The 19,438-nt window shown below is 58.6% G+C and carries 20 protein-coding genes and 1 tRNA gene; 13 read left to right on the forward strand and 8 right to left on the reverse strand.

Annotated elements, in window-relative coordinates; all coding sequences use genetic code 11:
- Nucleotides 1-79 precede the first annotated feature (79 nt).
- Entirely contained in the window at nucleotides 80-586 is a 507-nt protein-coding gene (locus ACZK2G_RS13890) for a hypothetical protein (protein WP_478473612.1), read from the forward strand.
- 40 nt (nucleotides 587-626) lie between these two features.
- Here ACZK2G_RS13890 and mobQ read toward each other — a convergent pair whose 3' ends face one another.
- From mobQ to ACZK2G_RS13905, 3 genes are all read right to left on the reverse strand, one after another.
- Nucleotides 627-2,168, reverse strand: coding sequence for a MobQ family relaxase (mobQ, locus tag ACZK2G_RS13895; RefSeq protein ID WP_478473613.1), 1,542 nt, complete (start codon nucleotides 2,166-2,168; stop codon nucleotides 627-629).
- Nucleotides 2,169-2,320: 152 nt separating this feature from the next.
- Nucleotides 2,321-2,905, reverse strand: coding sequence for a Swt1 family HEPN domain-containing protein (locus ACZK2G_RS13900; protein ID WP_197581457.1), 585 nt, complete (start codon nucleotides 2,903-2,905; stop codon nucleotides 2,321-2,323).
- Entirely contained in the window at nucleotides 2,902-3,603 is a 702-nt protein-coding gene (locus tag ACZK2G_RS13905; protein ID WP_478473614.1) for a DUF5343 domain-containing protein, read from the reverse strand. The genes ACZK2G_RS13900 and ACZK2G_RS13905 overlap by 4 nt, the downstream gene beginning before the upstream one ends.
- A gap of 413 nt (nucleotides 3,604-4,016) precedes the next feature.
- On the opposite strand from ACZK2G_RS13905, the gene ACZK2G_RS13910 reads away from it, so the two are divergent.
- The 4 genes from ACZK2G_RS13910 to ACZK2G_RS13925 all read left to right on the forward strand — a co-directional run bounded on the left by ACZK2G_RS13910 (nucleotide 4,017) and on the right by ACZK2G_RS13925 (nucleotide 8,458).
- Nucleotides 4,017-5,408 carry a site-specific integrase gene (locus tag ACZK2G_RS13910; RefSeq protein ID WP_478473615.1) on the forward strand — a complete coding sequence of 464 codons (1,392 nt, stop codon included), beginning with the start codon at nucleotides 4,017-4,019 and terminating at the stop codon, nucleotides 5,406-5,408.
- Nucleotides 5,409-5,489: 81 nt separating this feature from the next.
- Nucleotides 5,490-5,861: an H-NS histone family protein gene (locus ACZK2G_RS13915; RefSeq protein WP_478473616.1), complete on the forward strand. Its 372-nt coding sequence runs from the start codon at nucleotides 5,490-5,492 to the stop codon at nucleotides 5,859-5,861.
- 303 nt (nucleotides 5,862-6,164) lie between these two features.
- Complete coding sequence (locus ACZK2G_RS13920; RefSeq protein ID WP_478473618.1) at nucleotides 6,165-7,121, forward strand: reverse transcriptase domain-containing protein; 957 nt, start codon at nucleotides 6,165-6,167, stop codon at nucleotides 7,119-7,121.
- The gene (locus ACZK2G_RS13925; protein WP_478473619.1) at nucleotides 7,118-8,458 is read left to right on the forward strand and encodes an ATP-dependent nuclease; all 1,341 of its coding nucleotides are present in this window, start codon (nucleotides 7,118-7,120) and stop codon (nucleotides 8,456-8,458) included. The genes ACZK2G_RS13920 and ACZK2G_RS13925 overlap by 4 nt, the downstream gene beginning before the upstream one ends.
- Before the next feature lie 80 nt (nucleotides 8,459-8,538).
- On the opposite strand, the gene ACZK2G_RS13930 is transcribed toward ACZK2G_RS13925, so the two are convergent.
- The gene (locus tag ACZK2G_RS13930) at nucleotides 8,539-8,889 is read right to left on the reverse strand and encodes a helix-turn-helix domain-containing protein (RefSeq protein WP_100443450.1); all 351 of its coding nucleotides are present in this window, start codon (nucleotides 8,887-8,889) and stop codon (nucleotides 8,539-8,541) included.
- A gap of 112 nt (nucleotides 8,890-9,001) precedes the next feature.
- Here ACZK2G_RS13930 and ACZK2G_RS13935 point away from each other — a divergent pair, with 112 nt between their 5' ends.
- The 5 genes from ACZK2G_RS13935 to ACZK2G_RS13955 all read left to right on the forward strand — a co-directional run bounded on the left by ACZK2G_RS13935 (nucleotide 9,002) and on the right by ACZK2G_RS13955 (nucleotide 12,795).
- Complete coding sequence (locus ACZK2G_RS13935; protein ID WP_478473621.1) at nucleotides 9,002-9,772, forward strand: hypothetical protein; 771 nt, start codon at nucleotides 9,002-9,004, stop codon at nucleotides 9,770-9,772.
- A gap of 31 nt (nucleotides 9,773-9,803) precedes the next feature.
- Nucleotides 9,804-10,124 (forward strand): hypothetical protein, encoded by a 321-nt coding sequence (locus tag ACZK2G_RS13940; protein ID WP_478473623.1) that lies wholly within the window; start codon nucleotides 9,804-9,806, stop codon nucleotides 10,122-10,124.
- A 7-nt stretch (nucleotides 10,125-10,131) separates the two neighbouring features.
- Nucleotides 10,132-10,593, forward strand: a complete 462-nt coding sequence (locus ACZK2G_RS13945) for a hypothetical protein (protein ID WP_478473624.1) — start codon at nucleotides 10,132-10,134, stop codon at nucleotides 10,591-10,593.
- A 160-nt stretch (nucleotides 10,594-10,753) separates the two neighbouring features.
- Nucleotides 10,754-11,110 (forward strand): hypothetical protein, encoded by a 357-nt coding sequence (locus tag ACZK2G_RS13950; protein WP_478473625.1) that lies wholly within the window; start codon nucleotides 10,754-10,756, stop codon nucleotides 11,108-11,110.
- On the forward strand, nucleotides 11,107-12,795 hold the full coding sequence (locus ACZK2G_RS13955; RefSeq protein WP_478473627.1) for a retron Ec67 family RNA-directed DNA polymerase/endonuclease: 1,689 nt from the start codon (nucleotides 11,107-11,109) through the stop codon (nucleotides 12,793-12,795). Before ACZK2G_RS13950 ends, ACZK2G_RS13955 begins: the two co-directional genes overlap by 4 nt.
- Nucleotides 12,796-13,093: 298 nt before the next feature.
- Here ACZK2G_RS13955 and ACZK2G_RS13960 read toward each other — a convergent pair whose 3' ends face one another.
- From ACZK2G_RS13960 to ACZK2G_RS13970, 3 genes are all read right to left on the reverse strand, one after another.
- Nucleotides 13,094-13,315, reverse strand: coding sequence for a hypothetical protein (locus ACZK2G_RS13960; protein WP_478473629.1), 222 nt, complete (start codon nucleotides 13,313-13,315; stop codon nucleotides 13,094-13,096).
- 871 nt (nucleotides 13,316-14,186) lie between these two features.
- Nucleotides 14,187-15,653: a DUF6538 domain-containing protein gene (locus ACZK2G_RS13965; RefSeq protein ID WP_478473630.1), complete on the reverse strand. Its 1,467-nt coding sequence runs from the start codon at nucleotides 15,651-15,653 to the stop codon at nucleotides 14,187-14,189.
- A gap of 84 nt (nucleotides 15,654-15,737) precedes the next feature.
- Nucleotides 15,738-15,827, reverse strand: a tRNA-Ser gene (locus ACZK2G_RS13970).
- Nucleotides 15,828-15,951: 124 nt separating this feature from the next.
- Here ACZK2G_RS13970 and ACZK2G_RS13975 point away from each other — a divergent pair.
- Nucleotides 15,952-17,019 carry a DUF4241 domain-containing protein gene (locus ACZK2G_RS13975; protein WP_478473631.1) on the forward strand — a complete coding sequence of 356 codons (1,068 nt, stop codon included), beginning with the start codon at nucleotides 15,952-15,954 and terminating at the stop codon, nucleotides 17,017-17,019.
- A gap of 54 nt (nucleotides 17,020-17,073) precedes the next feature.
- On the opposite strand, the gene ACZK2G_RS13980 is transcribed toward ACZK2G_RS13975, so the two are convergent.
- Entirely contained in the window at nucleotides 17,074-18,066 is a 993-nt protein-coding gene (locus tag ACZK2G_RS13980) for a LysR family transcriptional regulator (protein WP_006375981.1), read from the reverse strand.
- A 125-nt stretch (nucleotides 18,067-18,191) separates the two neighbouring features.
- Here ACZK2G_RS13980 and ACZK2G_RS13985 point away from each other — a divergent pair, with 125 nt between their 5' ends.
- Nucleotides 18,192-18,779, forward strand: coding sequence for an FMN-dependent NADH-azoreductase (locus ACZK2G_RS13985; RefSeq protein ID WP_136638228.1), 588 nt, complete (start codon nucleotides 18,192-18,194; stop codon nucleotides 18,777-18,779).
- A 237-nt stretch (nucleotides 18,780-19,016) separates the two neighbouring features.
- Nucleotides 19,017-19,367 (forward strand): SH3 domain-containing protein, encoded by a 351-nt coding sequence (locus ACZK2G_RS13990; protein ID WP_046987637.1) that lies wholly within the window; start codon nucleotides 19,017-19,019, stop codon nucleotides 19,365-19,367.
- Nucleotides 19,368-19,438: the final 71 nt, after the last annotated feature.

Here is a 19,438-nt window from a genome sequence, read left to right on the forward strand (position 1 = left end):
CATAGATGGGCTCGGGGTGGCGTTGCACTCCGACCTCCTGATCGCTCAGGCGCCCCGGGAGGCCACTGGTTGGTCAAGCTTGCGCTGGAAAGCAGTCCAGCAAGACAAGACTAAAACGCAGCAACTCTCGACGCTTAAGGCAAGGCATCCAAACGGCAAATGTGTGACGCGCTGCGTCATCATCCGCTTGCGCATTTCCATCTGGGTGCTTCGATGTGAAGAACCTTCACCAGATGAATTACAAATGCCAGCAAACGTCGAACTTCGTATCGCCAGCCAGGTTCTTCAAGCCTTGTTGCCTGAAAACAACACCCGCAACGCTGCTGAGCGTGAGTTGGATGTCCAACATGCGCTGGATGTCGCAAGATTACTGTTGCGTCGATTCGCCGAATCGCAGGGAGGCCAAGGAGGTCAGCCCCTCGCCTACTCTCCTACGAGAAGCACTGTATCGCAAGCGGCGAGCGTGGACCGCAGCCAAGTGCCGATAAGCTTCCCTTCACCCGATGCTTGGCGTGCGTCTCGCGGCCTTCCGCCAGCGAAACCATTGCCGGCTCGAAAACCATCGGTGGGCACCGGCCCCCATTAAAAAGATAGCCCCGCATTCGCGGGGCCTGTTCTTTGCAGGGTCAGTGGAACGTTGGCCCTCGGGGGACCGACGGGACGGAACCCAAGACGCTTGAGGCCACCGGCGTCGGCTCAGCGAGCGTAGGAGCGACAGCCTGTGAGGGATGGGGCAACGCTCCAAGCAATGCAGCCTTCATAAGGATCTCAGCATCGATGGCATTCAGCTCTCCCTCCGATGCCCGCTCCTGAGCCGCCTTCAGCTCGGCTGTATGTTTCTCGAGAACCGAAAGTCGCCTCCCCCGGCGCAGGGTCCACTCCGACCTTGAGTATCTGGTCGACCCGGGCGGACAATCGGCGTTGAACCGTTCCCACTCCTGCTCGGCCATGTGACGCAGCCTGGTTGCACTCTTCACGTTAAGCAACCTGCGAGCCCGACTGATGATGAGGGACTTAAGGGCACGAACCTGGAGCGAAGCTCTGGTGACCCACTGCCGAAGCTGGCTGGTTTCTCCTTGAGAGGAAAGCTGCCGCTGAGCCCACCTCAAGGCATCACGAATCTTTTCCATGGCCAAGTCTGCCCTGGCCCGGGAAATCTCTTCCACGTCGCGCAGTGCATCGATAATCTTTTCGGCAACGCTGATGGGCGTCGGTTCCGGCGTATGCCCGTGAGACGAAAGGAGCAGGTTCTGCAGCCGGATCCCGGATACGCCTCGCATCTCCAGCCCCCCAGGTAGCCCCGCGGTTTCTGCATTGAGCACTCGCCCACTTTGCTTCGCGGCCTCTTGGCCAGGCACTGGGGCGGGCTTTCCTTCCAGCCCGGCTTTGCGCACCAAGTATTCGAAGTGCTCCTGGTTGTCCTGAGCAATTTCTTCGTTTGTGCTCACCCTGTCGGTGGCTACGCCCTTCCCGGCCAACGCGGCTGCCCGCTTGCCCAGGTGCTGGGTCGGTTCGCGAGAAAGCGCCGCAGCTGCCAGATCATCCCCCCGCTCTATCGCCGACCGAGCTTGTTCGGCCAGGCTGCGATGGTCGATCGTGTCGGTAAGCCCAGCCGCCTCCAAGTGCGCGTTGGTTGCCGCTGCGACCATTTCCCGAATCCATTGCACTTGCACCTTACCTGAGGGCCCCACGTCCAGCTCCCTGGTCTTCTCACCGAATCCCTCAGGTCCGAGGCGGCGCGTGGTGGCCAGGATATGGACATGGTGATTGAGCCCATCAGGCGTCCCAGGCGAATGGATGCTGGCCTGGACAGCGAACCCATAACGATCGACCAGCGCGTCGGCGATGACAAACGCCAAGTGCGCCCGCTGCTCTTCGGATAGTTCATGGGGTAAGGAGACTTCAAACTCCCTCGCTACAGTCGAGTCTTTCCGCCGCTCCGCAGCCTCTGCGACTGCCCAGAGCTCCCGAGGGTCCACGGCCCATGCGGGAGCGTCAGGCGGGGCGAGGCAGAAGCTCTCAACGACGCCGCTGCGGCGGCGGTAGTCGTGCTGCTGCCCAGTGACGAAATCGGACAACAGCAGACCGCCCCGATAGGCGGCTGCGGCGACGGCCGACTGGCCTTTGCCTCGGCTGAAAGTTTTAATCGAGGTGTGGAAGATGGCCATAAAGACTCCTGTGAATACAGGTTCTTTATGAACCAGCTTTTGCCGTTGGCAAGCCTCGTAGAGGCTTGGGGTCCCAGGGGCGGAGCCCTTGGCGCACGCGTTCCGCAGGAACGCCTAAGTGCGCTCTTGCTTTGCTCAGTGTGTTTTAAAGATCAGTTTCTCGGCCCTTCTAGCACCCGGAACCAATCCCGAATCGCAAGCTTCAACCTATCCACCTCGTCTTCAGCCAGCACACCACAATGTGCAATGGTGCCACGAAGCATATTTAGGCCGGAGAGCGCGCGGGTGACAGCAGACTGGTTGCTCAACATCCCAGCAAAGTCACTCCAGTTGTCCCGAATGATCTCGCCAAGCTGACCAAAAGTGGTGTAGTCGATATTGTCATCAGATCGACTTGACACACCAGCATTAGCCTCTCGCGTCTGATTCTTTCTAGCCTCTTCCGCCACGCCTTGGGGGACGTGCGTGCTCCACCACTCTGGACCGTGAGCTGACTCCATCGTATCAACGATTAGACGCCTAATGTCGTTCTCGAGCAGATAGAACAGCTCATAATACCTAGACATCTTTGCCGCGTTTCTTCTATTGCTGGCATCGAACTGCCTGATAAATGGCTCGAGCCTCTCATCAGAGTCGAGCGGAGCAAGGTCGGGATCCAAAGCAATGTTGTCGGCATTCAACCCCGACTGAATAACGGCGCATTTGAGCACGAAGAGCTCTATGGTGTGGTCATTCATGTCAGCAGATTGGCCTTAAGGCTTCGGAAGATGGCGTTATAGACCTCAACGTTTGTCGTTTCCGGCAGGACAACGTTGATGTTGTAGGCAAGTTGCATCGTCCGCGCCACTCCCTCAGAAGACGCCAGCGGTGCGCTGGCCTCTCGATCCACCTGCGCAGGTTCGACCTCCGCTACGTCCGTGTCTCGCACGCCTTTAGCGTAGTCCTGAAAGACCTTGAACGTGCTGATGATAGAGCGGACTACTGGATCCTTTTTTGGCAGTCCTGTCACCGATACCACGATGTCTGTCAGGGCAGACTCATCTGCCTTGTGAGCAAACTGGTTCCTCCTGAATACTTCGGCGAAACCGTTCTTGAGGATCTGAACAGCAGCGGCGGACCGCCCAGATTCTGTTTGGAACTGAGAATAAAGTTCAGTTGGAGCGCCTGATTGACTGAGCAAACCGGCGGATTTTAGTATCGGTGGAATCTGGCGAGCGGCACCACCCGAGGAGCCAAGGACTGTCGAGATGAAATCTGGGTTGAAGACATGTGGCTTCTCCGAGTGTGGAATCTTCTCGAGAACACTCTTCAACACTCCCGGGCTGGTGGTGTATGGAAGCCCGCCAGGAATCTTTCTACGCGCCGCCTTGTCTTGGCCCGTCTTGTCTTGGCCTGTCTTGCCTTGGACCGCAGCCTCTGCACCCAAATCAGCCATCTGTATCGCTCCTTGATAGGTTCATCAGCTTAGCAAGGTCTGCCGCAGCGGATGAGCCTTCCGCATCCAGCCGCAGCATCAATCAGTGAGGCAGAGCATATGAAAGGGGGATAAAGAAACTAACATCAGCACGACTTCGTTTATCCGCCGTTCATCTTTTAGGCGATCGCCAGTTAGGCTATTTCAGTTAAACAGTACCAAAATGACTCCTGAGTTTTCGGAGCCCTCAACCCCTAACTCATTGTTATTACTAATAAAGACAATGAAAACCAGCCCGGTACAAATGTGACACTTCCTTGAGCTGGTCGTGGCGTTGCGCAACACTTACGGCGTTCAGATTGATCCCGATTTTGTATTGACCATTTTGGGACCTGTTCTATTGGTACTTCCATCGTTCCGATGGAAGCCAAGCAATGCCCTCCCCCGCTTTAGAACACCTCAACCAATACCTGCTCCACCCCATGGGCACGCTCCAACTCAGGGGCGTTCAGGTGGGCAATCTTCGCATTGAGGAATTGAACATCACCGGCCGAGAGGCTGCCATCCACGCTCAAGAAATGCTGGACCGGGCCGACGACCGCCAACGTCGCAGCCGCCGGGCCAATGGCTGCACCCAATACCCTGTCCCGCTGCCTGTCGCATCCGCCCCTCGTCTTCTTTCAGTGGAGATAGCGGATTACATTAGGTCCCGCGATGACCGAGGCTTGGCGAAGGACACGACCGGCTCGACCTTCCGCACGCTCACCTTGCTCAAAATGGCGTGTGGGGACATCCCCGTCTCCCGCATTGACCATGCCCATATCTATCGCCTATGGGAGTTGCTGCGGTGGGCTCCGCCATTGCTTCTCTCAGACCCGAAGTATCGCGACTACAGCTATGAAGAGGCAGTCGCACTGGGCAAGGAGCTGGCCGTTCCTCCGCTGGCACCCAAGACGCTTGAGAAGCATCGCCGTTTCCTTTCCACCTTTTTCAAAGGCCTGGTCGAGGCCAACGCGATTCCCGCCTCCCCCATGGCGCCCTTCAAGAAGTTCAAGGAAGACTTGGCCGAAGACGCAGACAAGGCAGAGCGCCTGTTCGACGAATCAGACCTGCAGCGAATCTTCGCACCGGAGACCTTTGTTCCCTGGGCAAAGAGCCATCCCCATCGTTGGTGGATGCCCATGATCGGGCTCTACACGGGAGCACGCATCAACGAAGTCGCGCAATTGAAGGTTGCGGATATCGTTCAGGAGGCGGGCATGTGGTGGCTCCGCATTCGAGTCACGATCGATCCAGACCTGGCGCATAAGAGCCGAGGCAGAAGCCGACAGCGCCTGAAAGGCAGGTCCGCCATCCGGGACGTGCCCATCGCACAGCAGCTCATCGACGCTGGCTTCCTAGACTTCGTGGAGGACATTCGGCAGTGCGGCCATCCCAGGCTTTTCCCTCACCTCTCGGCGGGCGTCAACCGCAAAACGGGCGACTCAAACGCTCGCTACAGCCAAGCGGCACTCAACCAGTTCAGCACCTACATGAAGCGCCTTGGCTTCAGAAAGGGCGTTGGATTCCATGCATTCCGCCACACCATTGCCACAGAGCTTCATCACCAGGACATCCCAGAAGAGGTCATCGCACTGATCACCGGGCACTCGCCCAACAAGCGTGTCGCCGTCTTGCACGAGGCCTACTTCCACAAAAAACCGGCGCTGGCTCAAAAGAAGAAGATTCGCACCATCAAGCGTTACCAGCCTATCGTTGAACTGCCAAAGTATCAGCGGGGCCAGTTTGCGGAGCAGCTGTCCGACCCCAGCAAGTTCTATCCATAATGGCCACCCGGCCAGCGCGCGTGTGGCAATCAAGCTCGTTCCACACTAGGCTAACGGCTGTCCATTTTGAGGAACTCTCCAATGCCTATCGATTTGACGGGATTATCGGTCAAGGAGCTGCGCTCTCTGATCAGCACCGCCGAGAAGCAGCAGACCAAGATCCTGACCCGCCCTAAGGCTGCTGCGATGCGAGCCAAGATCAACAAATACGTCAAGGATCATGGCTACACAATCGAGGAGCTCTACGGAGTCCCTAATGCGGCAGCGCCCAGCAAGCCCAAGAAGACAAATGTGCGGAAAAGCCCTTCGGCGCACAAACTGGGCAAGGTGGCTCCGAAGTATCGCAACCCGGCCAATCCGCAAGAGACTTGGACTGGGCGTGGCAGACAGCCCAAGTGGATGGCCCAGCTGGTTGCCATGGGCAGATCCCCTAGCGACTTCCTTATCGCTTGACCTACGTCACGCTGGGCAGGTGGCTCAGCGCGGCGCAATGCTTCCTATTCCAGCCCCCGCCTTGGACGGCCGATGGTGCGGGTGAACCCGCGTGAACTTGTAAGCCAGCCGGGAATCGTGCTAGGGTTATTCCATACCAGCGACCAGGAGTAGCTCCGGTCTAACGTCTGGTCCCTAGGGCGTTTTATCAACTTACGTATGCCCGGTCGCAGGCTCACGCCCGACCGGGCATTTCGTTTGTGCATTCCTGGCCGGTAATGGGCTACGCTTTCTTCCATTCTAGGGAGCCACAGGCCGCAATTCATGACCCCGCAGCCGTTGCACAAGCTGTTCGACGCCATGTATCACGGCAAATACCGCTTCGACGAATTCTTGGCCCTTTCCCCTGGAGAGAACTACAGCCCGGTCAGCTGGAAGAGCCGCACCATCTACAAGCCGTCCAAAATCCTGAAGGACTTTCATGCCTTCCTCAACGGCTTTGTTTTGGAGCACCTGCCTGTCGACACTGCGGTCTCTTTTGCATATCGCAAGGGAGCGACCCTCATTCAGGCGGTCGAACCGCATGCGAATAGCCGAGCCTTCTTCCAGACTGACCTAGAACGGTTTTTCGATAGCATCACGACGCCGTTGGTTCGCAAGGTTCTGATGGAGAGCGCGACACCCGTTGCAGACCTTCATGATCACCTGGAGCATATCCTCGGGTTGCTTACCATCGATGGGAAGCTGCCTATCGGCTACTCCACCTCCCCTATCGTGAGTAACGCCTGCCTGCTCCCTTTTGACCGTCGCATGACGCAAATCAGCCAAGACCGGGGATGGATTTACACCCGCTACGCCGACGACATCATGCTATCCACTCAGGAGCGCACCAATCTTTCGGATGCAGGGGCTGTCATTGAAGACTGCCTTGCTAGTGAGCTGGGCGATAAATTCAACCTCAATCCGACAAAGAGCAAGCTGACGACGGTAGGCAGGAAGGTCAAGCTCTTGGGGCTGGTGATCCTGCCCACGGGCGCCATTGCCATTGATCGGGAAGTCAGGAACCGTATTGAGGCTTGGATCCACTTCTACCTCAGCGATCGGGCGCGGCTGTTGAAGATATTTGAGGAAACGTATAGCCAGGGAATGGAAGAAGGGTTAGAGCGGCTCAGTGGCCTCATCAGCTATGCCCACGCCGCCGATCCAGCCTATCTTGAGAAGCTTAGGAGCAAGTTCGGCACCACCGTCATTGACAGCCTCCTGCATAGGTCTGCCCAATGAGCCGCCTCCAAGTAACACTTGACGCTATCCAGCACGTGGCGCATCTCCAACTGGACGTGGATCTTTCCAAGAGCGGACTGATGTGCCTTGTCGGCCGAAACGGGGCAGGAAAGACGACCTTGGTGCGAGCTCTTCGGAACCTGTCCAACGCGGACACGTTCATACGGACAGCGACACCCTATGCCTTCTCTCAGAAGAGCCGGATCGTTTACGACCTAGACGGCGAGCAAGCAACGTTCACCTATAACAGCGCCCTCCGCTCTCTGGATTGTCGAGACAAGATATCCAAGGAGTTACGCGACCTTGTGGACGCGGAGCTCCCGATGCCTTACGGAGCTCGGTTCAACTACTTCAAAAGCGCCAGCGATGCTGATCAAGACATTCGCAAAGCCATTGCGCTAACAACCTATCATTCTCCCGAGGAGCTGATCGCCTTTTTGAACGCTGTCTACGAAACCGACCGCTACTTGGCAATGGCCGAGATCCGGGTCAGGGGAAAGAGCTACTACGCTCTTGTCATGGATGATGGCACATACATCCGAGAGGATTACCTCAGTTCCGGGGAGCACTTCCTCATCAATCTTTACCGCACAATCAAAGGCTCTTCCAAGCTCTTGGTGATTGACGAGATTGACCTTTCGTTAGACGCAGCAGCCCAAGCGAATCTTCCAGGTTGGCTGCGTGGGTTTTGCGCAAAATACGATCGCAAGATCCTATTCACAACCCACTCTCTCGCGCTTATGCGGCAGTTAGAGGTTGATGAGCTCTTCTACATGGAGCGGGAGACTACCCAGGTCTCAATAAAGCCAATCTCCTACAGCTACGCGATGGCGAGGCTATTTGGATTTGAAGGGTATGACAGATACATCTTGACAGAGGACAAGATGCTTACTGCCTTCATTGGTCACATCGTATCTAAGCATTGCGAAAAAACTCTTCTTCGCCACAAGATCATCTTCATCGGCGGCGGCTCTCAGATTGCCGAGCTCATCAGTAAGAATCGAACGGAAGAGTTCTTAGCCCCACATGATAAGGTCATCGCGATCCTGGATGCAGACCAGAAGAACGAAAAATTTGCCGGGGACCCGGGCATTTACACCATCCCGCTGGATAGCGTAGAAAAAGCTCTGCTAAGCGCGAGCCGAGAGGATGCAGACTTCCCCTTCAGGACACACAAGAGCGATTACACCAACGGTCGGAGCTTGAACTACGACATCAGAGACCAGAGAATCGCCACTCAAGAGGATATCTTTGACTACCTTCTTGAAAGGCATAGGGATGATTTCCAGGACATAGTTGGAACCATTTGTGCCTTCTTGCCTCAACCACAAACCTAGTGGCTCCAGCGTTTTCCCCCTTGAAGAGCTGCAAGCCCTATTAGTAGAGCTAGAGGTCTAATTTAAACACCTCGTGGTGCCTAGCCCTCGATCACCGACCCGCGTTTTTTGGCGAAATCACGCATCTGACGCAGCAGCTCCTCCTGCGCCCCTTCTGGCAACTGTGACATCACTAGGATGGCTTCTGCCATGGGTTCGCTGACAGCGTGGAAGTAGGCGACGGGCAGCTCCAAGGCCTCCGCCAGCTTTGCCATGCTCTCGTTGTCCGGCATCCGATCGCCTCTCTCGTAGCGAGAAATCCTAGGGGCGGCAGTGTTTTCCTCCTCCAACCCCAGCACCGCTCCCAACGCAGCCTGGGTCAGTCCCTTGCTCAGCCTCGCCTCGCGTAAACGGCGACCAAAGGTAGAGGCGGGGGGAAGCGCTGCGGGCATGGAGAAGACCAACGAATGCTGAATTGACCCGTTAGTCTGCCGCTTCCAATCTTGCCCTGCATTTGCCATATTTGCAAATACCGCCAAGCGGGCGGTTTTGCAGGGGATTTGAATGAAGCATCGTGGACAAGTAGCGTTCCTCGCGCTCGTGGCTTTGGGCCTTTGCCCGCACTTCTTTGCCGACGCGCAGAGCCCTTCGAATTCGGATCAAACCGGTGAAAGGCCCGGCTTCTTCCGCCAGTTGGGAAAGAGCCTGAAAGACGCGGGCCAGCAAGCCCTGGGGGCCAAGCCGGCAACCGGCTCCGCGTCGGCCACTGGTCCGCTCTACGCCCCGATCAGTGGTGCTGGCCGGATCAACGGCCTGTTCAAGGGCGAGAACCACCAGAGCGCGCAGCAGGGCCGGCTGGACTGGCCGCGGGTCGCACTGACCTACAAGGAATGGGGCGCTTCCCTGCCTTGCTGGACCGTCGAAGCCCGGATCTGGACCAGCGCCACTGCCTCCACCACCGAGACCTTCCGAGCCTGCGCCGACGCCCCGTTGACCATCCGGGACGACCTGGGCGAAGAAGCGGAGCTCAACAGCAACGCTCGAGCCAAAGCCACCACGGACTTGATGGTGGGCCTGAGGGTTCGCGCCGGGAAGCCGAACACCGGCGACGATCGGACCACTGGCCCTACCCCGCCCCGCGAGCCCTTCAACGTGCGCACGACCCGCGAGGGGGTCGCTATGCAGGCCCGGAAGGTGGGCCTGAGCGCCGCTTGGGTCTCCGGCTTCTTGCGAGCTGACGACCTGTATCCCGGCCCCTCGGGAATGCTGACGCCCTTCCGCGACACCCGCATGTGGATCGCCGGCTTCGATCCGGCCGGCAACCGCGACAAGTAAGACACCAACCCTCAGCCAGGAAGAGACCCTCATGAGCACGATCAGGACCATCGCTTTCGCCGTGACCACCGCTTTGGCTTTGACGGCCTGCGGCAACAAACCCTCCGACGCCCAAGCCCAAAAGGCTATCACCGCGGAGTTTGAACGGGTGCTGGGAAGCCAGGTCTGGGTAAAGGAATACCGAGATTTCAGCCTCAGCGGCTGCAAGAGATCGGAATCGGCTGAGGGAGTGATTTGCGACGTGGGCGGCGCGGTGGTCCTCGACATCGGTGGCGTCGCCCAGGCCCGGCCGTTCGTCCAGCCGGTGCGCTTTTCGAAAGCGTCCGGCGAGTGGACCGCCCACAAGCTCTGAGGCCACTATGACCACGCGTTCTTACGCCCATGTCGGCTGCGCGACGGTCCTGCTGGGAGGCGCCGGCCTGTTGTTCGTGGCCGGTGGCCTTGAGGCCCTGCAGCAGGGCGCCCCGCTGGGCTGGCTCGCCATCGCGGGCGGCCTGGCCATCTGGACCGTCTTGGGCTTTCTCTACTGGATCAACGCCCGGGCCTACCGACGTCAGGAAGAAGCCCAACGGCAACCGTACGCCCCACCCTCGCCCAAGCGGGGTGGGTTCTGGAAGGGCTTCTTCGTGACCTGGGTGATCGTGGTGGCTGCCCACGTGGCAGCTTACCTGGGGGTGGGGTTCGCAGACCTGCTACCGCATCCTGAGCAAAGCCGAGCGATCTTCAGCTTGCTCGCCCTGGCGCTGGTGCCGGCGCACCTGGTGGTGCCGACCCTCGGTGGAGCGGTCTACACCTTGGTCCAGTCAACGGTGTTGAGGTAGCCACCTCAAACTGCTTCAGCTCTTACCCGAACCTTTCGGGTTCGTCGTTGGGCCAGTGATGGCCCAACGCGGAAACCGGAAGGCGGCTCTGCGGCATCCGGTTGAGGACCGGGTAGCTCAGGCGCGGGACTAGGGCTTCGCCTGGTAACAGTGGCGGGTCATGACCGCCCTGACCATGCCGGGCGCGTGCTCGGTTTTTGGGCTACTGACTGGACTGCCGATGCGTCTGTTCATGATGTATGCGCAGTTGATTCAGGAGGTCACTCCAAAGCCAAAGCAGCAGGCACCGCCACCCGCGGCCTTCTTCGTATGCTGCGTATGGAGCGCTATCGCGTTTGATCTCGGTATGAGCTATGTTTCGGCTGGGGTTGCAGGAAGATTTGGTTGCCGTCGTTTCGCGGCATCAGAAATTTTTGCAAGGTGGATTTGCCGAATGGCCCGAGTGCCGCTATACGCTCGCCATGCGTGCGAAGGAGTTCCTGCAACCCCTCTTCTTTCTCACAAGGATGTCAGATGAGTGAGTTGGCCAAGCTAAAAGCATGCACCACAATTAGCGACTTGGCACGGCTAATGGGCTTTCAGGTAAAGACTCTCGGCTACATAGCTTGGGGAATTCCATCTGCAGCCAGATACAGCACTTTCGACATCCCCAAACGCTCAGGTGGCAAGCGGACGATCCACGCGCCTTCCCCACAATTGAAGCTTGCTCAAGGAAAGCTCTCGATACTGCTTCAGGCGTGCGAAAAGGAAATTGAAGAGGCACTGGGAGTCAAGCGCACCGTCGCTCACGGGTTCAAACTAGGCCGCTCCATTCTTACCAACGCCGACGTGCACCGACGCCAGCGTTACGTGCTCAACTTCGACCTGTCAGACTTCTTTGGAACCATCAACTTTGGACGAGTGCGCGGGTTCCTAATCGGCAATCGTCATTTTCGGCTGAATCCGGATGTTGCAACCCTGATTGCTCAGATAGCCTGTCATGAGGACATGCTTCCTCAGGGAGCCCCAACTTCGCCTGTAATATCTAACTTGATTGGGAACATCCTGGACATTAGGTTGTCCAAGGTGGCCCGGGCTCACGGCTGTGCCTACTCTCGCTATGCAGACGACATCACAATGTCCACTTCGCAGCCTGATTTTCCCAACGCCATCGCGAATCAAGTAGATCCCATCTCAAAGTGGGCAATTGCGAAGGAAGTTGAGCAAGCAGTTGTGGCCTGTGGCTTCAGAATTAACCACGCAAAGACGCGACTTCTCCACCGCCGCTCGCGCCAAGATGTCACTGGCATTGTCATCAATAGACACGTCAATGTGAATACTGACTATCGTAGAGAGGTTCGGGCGATGGTCAATAATCTATGTTCAACCGGCGCCTATCACCGCAGAAAATCCATTGTTGTAGCAGAAGACACGGCCATGGTGTCCGTTGATGGGACTCGGTCACAACTCGAGGGCATGCTGGGATTTTTGCTACAAGTAGAGCGATACCGCAGGGCAGACGAGCTTCCTCCGCCGAACTTAAGCTCTACAGAGCTTCTGCTACACCGATTTCTCTTCTTCACAACATTCGCAAGTAATGATAAGCCAGTTATTCTTTTTGAAGGGAAGACAGACAACATATATATAAGCGCCGCGATCAAGCGACTTGGGGCGTCCTACCCACTACTCATGGCGCCAGGCTCAAAGGATCTGCTCGTTAAACTCCTTCCTCATACGAAGACGCGGGAGAGAATTTTTAGCCTAACCGGTGGCGACAGTCCTTTGACGAACTTCATCGCATCCTACCGAGAAAACTACCGGCGCATCAAAGCCCCTAAGGGAGCGAATCCCGTCATAGTAATTTTCGATAACGACAAGGGCTCCAACGCCGTTATTGCCGCGATCAAGAAGCACTACAAGCTGGATATGCAAAACGGCACCCAGTATCTACGTGTTTACGACAACCTTTACATCTTACTGACTTCGATTAAGAACCCTGCAGCGAACCATTGTATTGAGCATTTCTTCAGTGCATCAACGCTAGCCAAAACCCTTTCCGGGAAAAAGCTCAGCTTGTCCAACAAAAAACTGAAGGACGACGAGTATGGCAAAGCATGGTTTGCTGAGAAGATTGTGAAGCCATACTACAAGGACATCGATTTCTCCGGCTTCAGCGGGATTTTGGATCCCATTTCTGAGATCATTCAAAACCACTCCCACTGAAGTCGCGACTGTGCGGTGAGAGGCTATGGGCCCACAAGCCAAGGGTATATCCGCCGTACACGCCACTCACGACCTAATTCAGTCAGGATGATGACGCGCTGGAATTTCCGCCAGACCAGATCCCAAGCGGCAGAGAGCAGTAGGCGAGGCACGACATGTAAATGTTGGCATGACGGATATTTTGCTAAAACCGATGTTGCACTCGGGCATTCGTATCGCTGACGATGTGCTTGATGTTTTCGTTGCTTATACAGAAAAAAATGGCCCTGGAGGGCCATTTTTCTAAAGTTCCATAACGCTAATCTGAATGAACAATCTTCTTCCCACGCGGACCAGCCATTACAGTTACGGAGACTGGAGGCAAAGAATCAATGAAATATGAATGACCCCTGGAATACTCAACCTTCAGCTTTTCGGTCAGCATCTTGGCTGCGGCAAGGCCACGCATGTTCCCGGAGGTCAAGACAGGCTTATTGCGACCTTTGGCGGCACCAATATTTAACTTCTTAGTCTTTTTCACGGAAACCCTCCATAGTCACATTGACTTCCTCTTCATGATACCGTTAATTGTAGAAACAGTCAACTCACGGCTTCCAAGGGAACCCATAGTCGATACACGCTTCGCGCGCCCCTGATCTCATTGACAAATCCAAGTTTCTTGTAATATTCGATCAGCTCAGGGATAGGACTATCAATTACAATATTTTTACATTCGCAAAGGGTTGCGTAGATCCTTAAATAATCTGTAACCATTCTACCTACTTGACCGCGCAATCCCGAAGAACTTCTAGGACTCCCCTGCAGGTAATGAATGGTAGCGAAGAGCCGCCCCTTCGTAACCTTCCCTAACGCTAGGCCGCATAATTCTCCACCCTCCCACAACGCTACCTCTACTCGTCTGGGACGCTTTCGGAACAGCCGCAGCTTATCCTTCCAACTCCAGCCTATCGAGAATTGGTCATCGGGCAGATAAGCCCATCCATCTGCTATCTCAGCAGTTCGATACGTTATTCCCGTGACCGCGACATCCTCGAACTGCAACTTGAACAACTCTTCAGCGAGCTGGTAGGACTCTTGTCGAATGGAGCTGTATCTTGTTTCGGCTTCCTTCATTGATGCTGACACATATCCCTCCTTACCATTACTGAAGCCACGCCTACTGTTCGTGATTTAAATATTAAACAGATTTGGAACCCACCAGAAAATCCTTTGCAAAAATCGCCTGCGACTCGATGTCAGTTAAAGGTGAGCCGTTGTCTTCCAACTCCAGTCTGGCAATCGCACGCATGCCCGCCATCGGGTCCACGGCAAAGTGCCCGACTTCGACCAAGGGGGCTATGGACACTTCTCAAGCTTTGTCGATGCCTTCGCCAATGCGCACGCAGGCGATGTCACCGCAAGTCCCAAACAAGGGAAGCTAAGCCTGGCGAATGCGCACCAAGTCCGTTGAGTTTCTCCACTGCTGTGAAATCACGGCTGTAGGTCGAATGATGCTCGTCGTCCAGTTCATGCCCAACAATCTGGGCCCTGAGTTCCGACACCACGCCAGCCCCCTGCAGCTCCTGGATAAACGTCTTCCTAAGCGAATGGAACCCGCGCTTGGCTGGCTCCCAGTTCTTCCCGACCTCAGCCAAGTGTCGACTAAACGCCTTGGTGATCCAGTTGCCCTGCCCGTTCACGGCGGTCGCCTTGGCCGCCGGGAACAGCCTGGTTTCACCGGCTTTACGCTTGCCATCGACCCAGTCCAGGAAGCCCATCCTGAGGAGCTCAGGATGGAGCGGGACCGTGCGAAGGCTGACCTCGGTTTTCACTTTCTGGTGCTCGCCTTCGTCGGAGATACGGAGGCACGGGATGCCGTCCTCCTCAAACACGTCTCGGACCAGCAACTGACCGACCTCTGACGCCCTCGCCCCCGTATAGAGCCCAAGAAGGGAGGCCCAGCGGGCCGCCTCGGACAGCTTGGCAAGCGCCTCGGGCGCGAACAGCGCCTGGATCTGGGCTCTATCGTAGGCCTTAAACCCCAGCTTCTTCCGCGCCCGCTTCTCGCGCTGGGAATAGCTGACATGGCCGCTGGCCGGATTGTCGCCACGGGGATAGTGCCCAGACGCCATGGCCCACTCGAAGAAGCCACCTTTGCCACCGATGTAGCTCTGCTTGTTAGTGAGCGTTGGCGTGGAAGCGCCTTTCTCACGCATGTCCTGATACCACCGCGCCAGATCGGACCTGGTGATGGCGTGAACCTTTGCCTTCGGCCCCAAGAAGGCCACCAATGCCTCAATGGCCGTCTTCTTGATCGTGTAGGTCTTGGGCAGGGTCGAACCCTTGAGCGTCGCCAAGAATGCATCCCGAGCCTTGCCCAGCGTCATCGTCTCAATGGCAGGCGTGGAGGCCAGACCTTTGTGGCTGCCGGCGTATGCAGAGCCAAACAGGGACGGCACGGTTACTGCGAGGGATTGAGAGATCCCTCCCGCGGTTGCTTCAAGCTCCATCAACTGCCGATACAGCTTGAGGTCCTTGGGACTGTCGATTTGCCACCGCTCCGTCACCGTCCCATCCGGTTGACGCGTGCGGTCCAACGTCAGTTCACGGAGGTTCTCGGCGCTCGTCAGGCGAGCGATGAGCAGATCAGCTTCCTGCTTGCTGAGCTTGTCCACGCGTTGATCCTTCAACTGTGCGAAGAGCCGAGCATAGCCCGCTCCAAGCACGACTGCACGCACGTGCGCCTGGGCGAGATCGTGGGTCTTGAGGGTGCGCTTGATCAGCCGGCAATCGAGCACGGCTTGCAAATCAATAGGAACGCGCTGGACGAACGACCAGCGGCCGGTGGATGACCGGCTCAAATGATGAGGGATGCGCATGCGAGTGTTTCCTCTGCATGCTTCCTGCTTTCCAATCCGACCGTATCGATGATTTCAATTGAAAATCAACGAGTTAGGTTCTTTTGGCGGAGAGAGTGGGATTCGAACCCACGGAAGGTTTGACCCTTCGCCGGTTTTCAAGACCGGTGCCTTAAACCGCTCGGCCATCTCTCCAATCGGGTCCCGGTCGCCCGGGCAGCGCCGTATTCTCGCACGTGAAGGCCATTTGCCCAAGACCACCCTTGCTCCCTCCCTTCGCATGCGGCACGGTGGGGCCTTCACTGCAATCGGAGCCCCCATGGCCCACCTCGACCTGGCCAACCTGCGCACCACCCTGCTGGACGACACCCAGCTGGCCGCAGTGGCCCTGCACCGTACTTTCGCCGGCCACCTCCCGGTCAGCAGCGGGCATCTGGTGGTCTGCGATCCGCTGGTCCAGGCCGAGGCGCCTGCGCTGGCCGACCACACCGCCCCGCTGGGCCGGCATCCAGTGGAGATCATCGTGCACAGCGGCCGCCCGGCGCTGGCCGTGGTCTGGTTCAAGCCGCGCCAGTCGCTCACCGCATCCGCCCTGCACTGGCAGATGGCGCGCTGGACCACGCAGGACCTGACCGGCCTGGACGAGGACAGCTTCATCGGCTATCCGGTCGACGCCGGCATCGGCTGTTTCATGGACACCGACACCCAGCAGGCACTGCTGGCCCTGATCGAACAGGCCGATGGCGACGAAGACAGCGAGTGGTCGGATGCGCTGATCGACCATGACGGCCTGGATGACGGCGCCGAATACCGCCCCTGGGGCGAGGACTCACCACACGGCCTGGTCGTGTTCACCAGCGGCTGGGGCGACGGTGTGTATCCCAGCTACTGGGCGCTGGATACCTCCGGCATTCCGGTCGCCCTGGTCACCGACTTCCTGTGCATCCAGGGCGGTGACGGGCGCGACGAGCGCGAGATTGCCGACCAGGCCTACCGCGACAATCTTCCACCCGAAGAAGCGGATGCCCTGGCGCGGCTGGTGGCTGCCGTGGAGCGAGACGACGTAGACGCACTGAGAGCCCTGCTGAAGGACGCGCCGCGGCGCGCCAACCAGATCGAGCCGGGCTGTGGCGGCACCGCGCTGTTCGAGGCGGTCCGCCTGGACCGCCCGCAAGCGTTGCGGGTGCTGCTGCAGGGCGGCGCGTTGCCGGCGATGCCCGAGCGCCTGCACATGAGCAAGGTGACCAGCTACATGGACTACGCCCGCTTCCTGAAGAAGCCACGCAGCGCGGAACTGATGGCGGTGCTGGAAGCGCCGGTCGTTGCTCCCCAGCCAACGGCCCAGCCGCGACGCGGCTTCTGGGATCGGTTGTTAGGGCGGAATTGATCGCGATCGGAAGCGACAACGCCGGGCATGGCCCGGCGCTACCGTTCAACTCTCTCAGCCGGCATCCACTGCCAGCGCACCCAGTGCACTGGCCTTGATCCGCTCCTTGGCCTTTTCACAGGCGCCACCGCAATCCAGGCGCGAGGCCTCCAGCTGCGGCGGCAGGTGCTCGGCCAGGAAGTCGATGAACACGCGCACCGCCGGCAGCAGGCCGCGGCGCGAGGCGAACACGGCATGGCACACGCCCTGCGGCAGCGACCAGTCCGGCAGCACTACTTCCAATTCGCCGTTGCGCACCGCATCGGCGCACACGGTTTCCGGCAGCATGGTGATGCCGAAACCGTCCTTCACCATGCTCTGCAGCAGCGGGAAGTCGAAACCGGCCACGCGCGGCTGCAGGTCGACCCGGCGCACTTCGCCTTCCGGGCCATGCAGCTCCCAGCGCTGGCGGGCTTCGTCTTCGCTGATGCTGAGGGTGACGTGCTGGGTCAGCTCTTCAGGATCCTTCGGGCGTCCCGCACGGTCCAGGTACTTCGGGCTGGCCACCAGCAGTTCCTGCACCTGGCCGAAGCTGCGCATCACCAGGCTGCCGTCGTCGTCCAGTCGCGAACGCACGCGCAGGGCCACGTCGTAGCCTTCATTGATGATGTCCACGCGGCGGTTGCTGATGTTCAGCTGCAGCCGCACCTTCGGGTACTGCTCGAGGAACTTGGGCAGCAGCTTGGGCAGCTGCATCTGCGCGAGCGATACCGGCACGCTGGCACGCACCAGGCCGCGCGGTTCCGCACTGAGGCGATCCACCACCTCGCGTGCGGCCTGCGCCTCGGCCAGCATCGTCTGCGCGTGGCGATGCACGCTGGTACCAACGTCGGTCACCGCGAAACGGCGCGTGGAGCGCTGCAGGAGGCGCACGCCCAGGTCGGTTTCCAGCTGGCTGATGCGGCGGCTCAGGCGCGACTTGGGGATACCCAGAGCGCGCTCGGCGGCGGCGAATCCACCGTGGTCGACCACCATCGCAAAGTAGTACAGGTCATTCAGGTCATGCATGCCCGAGTTCCATATCTAGAACAATACGTGGCATTCAACCACCTTTATCCTGCCTTTGCAACAACCTATCGTTCTCTCCGTCGGCGGGGCCACCCGCCCTTCCCTCCAGAACATAGGTGACTGCCATGAAGCTTCTGCATCTCGACGCCAGCGTGCTTGGCGAGAACTCCGTCTCCCGCCACCTGACCGCCGCCGTGGTGGCCCGGTTCAAGCAGCAGGTCGAAGGCCTGCAGGTCGATTATCGCGATCTTGACGCCAATCCGGTACCGCATCTGCGCAGTGGTTCGCTGGCCAAGACCGACGTGGCCGAAGCCGCCGAGGCTGAACAGGTGCTCGAGCAGTTCCTGGCAGCTGACATCGTGGTGATCGGCGCGCCGATGTACAACTTCAGCATCCCCTCCACCCTGAAGGCTTGGATCGACCGCGTCGCCGTGGCCGGCCGCACTTTCAAGTACACCGAGAACGGCCCTGTGGGCTTGGCCGGTGGCAAGCGGGTGATCGTGGTCAGCAGCCGTGGCGGCATCTACACCGATTCGCCGGCGGACTTCCAGGAGCCCTTCCTGCGCCAGACGTTCGCCTTCTGGGGCATCAACGACATCGAGTTCGTGCGTGCGGAGGGCATTGCCTACTCGCCGCAGCACCGCGAAGACGCCATTGCCGGTGCACTGGCCGCACTGCCGTCTCACCAAGCGGCTGAAGCCGCCGCGGCGTAACACGTTCCAGCGTTCCAGCGTTCGGCGCCGCTCTCTCCTCGTCTGGGCGCTGAACGCGGGCCGGGATCCCCTCCCCCATCCCGGCCCACCCTGGCGGCCCCGCATTGCGGGGCCGCTTTTTTGCATGCCGATTCTTGCCCGCCGGGCATTGCCCGGCGCTGCCCGTGCAGGTGCCGACATGGTCCGGCCGGCTCTGGTAGCGCCGGGCCATGCCCGGCGGAAGCGGTACAGTGGTTCATGGACTACATCGTGACCACTGCACATCGCAGCGAATTTCCGCACCCGATCACCCTCCGCCGTGGCCAGGCACTGGTGGTGGGCGAACGTTATGAGGGCCCGGAGGGCTGGGAAGACTGGTTCCTGTGCGAAGCCGAGGGCCAGCAGCCCGGATTCGTGCCGGCGCCGGTGATCGGCCGCGATGCGCAGGGTGGCGCGTTTGCCACGGTGGACTACTGTGCGCGCGAACTGGATGTGGATCCAGGGCAGATGCTGCGCGGGCAACACACGCTCAATGGCTGGGCGTGGTGCGTGCCGGAGACGGGCGAGCCCGGATGGGTGCCGTTGGAGAAGGTGCGCGCCGTGGAGTGATCGCGGTGGTTCATCCACGCATTGTAGATCCACGCCATGCGTGGATACGGTGCCATGCAAGCATGGCACCC

The sequence above is a fragment of the Stenotrophomonas sp. 107298_Sma genome (assembly GCF_056480345.1).

Excerpts from the sequence above, each read along its gene's own strand:
- ACZK2G_RS13905 (WP_478473614.1), bottom strand. The coding sequence starts at position 3,603 with ATGGCTGATTTGGGTGCAGAGGCTGCGGTCCAAGGCAAGACAGGCCAA.
- ACZK2G_RS13945 (WP_478473624.1), top strand. The coding sequence starts at position 10,132 with ATGACCACGCGTTCTTACGCCCATGTCGGCTGCGCGACGGTCCTGCTG.
- ACZK2G_RS13920 (WP_478473618.1), top strand. The coding sequence starts at position 6,165 with ATGACCCCGCAGCCGTTGCACAAGCTGTTCGACGCCATGTATCACGGC.
- ACZK2G_RS13935 (WP_478473621.1), top strand. The coding sequence starts at position 9,002 with ATGAAGCATCGTGGACAAGTAGCGTTCCTCGCGCTCGTGGCTTTGGGC.
- mobQ (WP_478473613.1), bottom strand. The coding sequence starts at position 2,168 with ATGGCCATCTTCCACACCTCGATTAAAACTTTCAGCCGAGGCAAAGGC.
- ACZK2G_RS13955 (WP_478473627.1), top strand. The coding sequence starts at position 11,107 with ATGAGTGAGTTGGCCAAGCTAAAAGCATGCACCACAATTAGCGACTTG.
- ACZK2G_RS13915 (WP_478473616.1), top strand. The coding sequence starts at position 5,490 with ATGCCTATCGATTTGACGGGATTATCGGTCAAGGAGCTGCGCTCTCTG.
- ACZK2G_RS13980 (WP_006375981.1), bottom strand. The coding sequence starts at position 18,066 with ATGCATGACCTGAATGACCTGTACTACTTTGCGATGGTGGTCGACCAC.
- ACZK2G_RS13940 (WP_478473623.1), top strand. The coding sequence starts at position 9,804 with ATGAGCACGATCAGGACCATCGCTTTCGCCGTGACCACCGCTTTGGCT.
- ACZK2G_RS13910 (WP_478473615.1), top strand. The coding sequence starts at position 4,017 with ATGCCCTCCCCCGCTTTAGAACACCTCAACCAATACCTGCTCCACCCC.
- ACZK2G_RS13975 (WP_478473631.1), top strand. The coding sequence starts at position 15,952 with ATGGCCCACCTCGACCTGGCCAACCTGCGCACCACCCTGCTGGACGAC.
- ACZK2G_RS13900 (WP_197581457.1), bottom strand. The coding sequence starts at position 2,905 with ATGAATGACCACACCATAGAGCTCTTCGTGCTCAAATGCGCCGTTATT.
- ACZK2G_RS13965 (WP_478473630.1), bottom strand. The coding sequence starts at position 15,653 with ATGCGCATCCCTCATCATTTGAGCCGGTCATCCACCGGCCGCTGGTCG.
- ACZK2G_RS13950 (WP_478473625.1), top strand. The coding sequence starts at position 10,754 with ATGACCGCCCTGACCATGCCGGGCGCGTGCTCGGTTTTTGGGCTACTG.
- ACZK2G_RS13985 (WP_136638228.1), top strand. The coding sequence starts at position 18,192 with ATGAAGCTTCTGCATCTCGACGCCAGCGTGCTTGGCGAGAACTCCGTC.
- ACZK2G_RS13990 (WP_046987637.1), top strand. The coding sequence starts at position 19,017 with ATGGACTACATCGTGACCACTGCACATCGCAGCGAATTTCCGCACCCG.
- ACZK2G_RS13925 (WP_478473619.1), top strand. The coding sequence starts at position 7,118 with ATGAGCCGCCTCCAAGTAACACTTGACGCTATCCAGCACGTGGCGCAT.
- ACZK2G_RS13930 (WP_100443450.1), bottom strand. The coding sequence starts at position 8,889 with ATGCCCGCAGCGCTTCCCCCCGCCTCTACCTTTGGTCGCCGTTTACGC.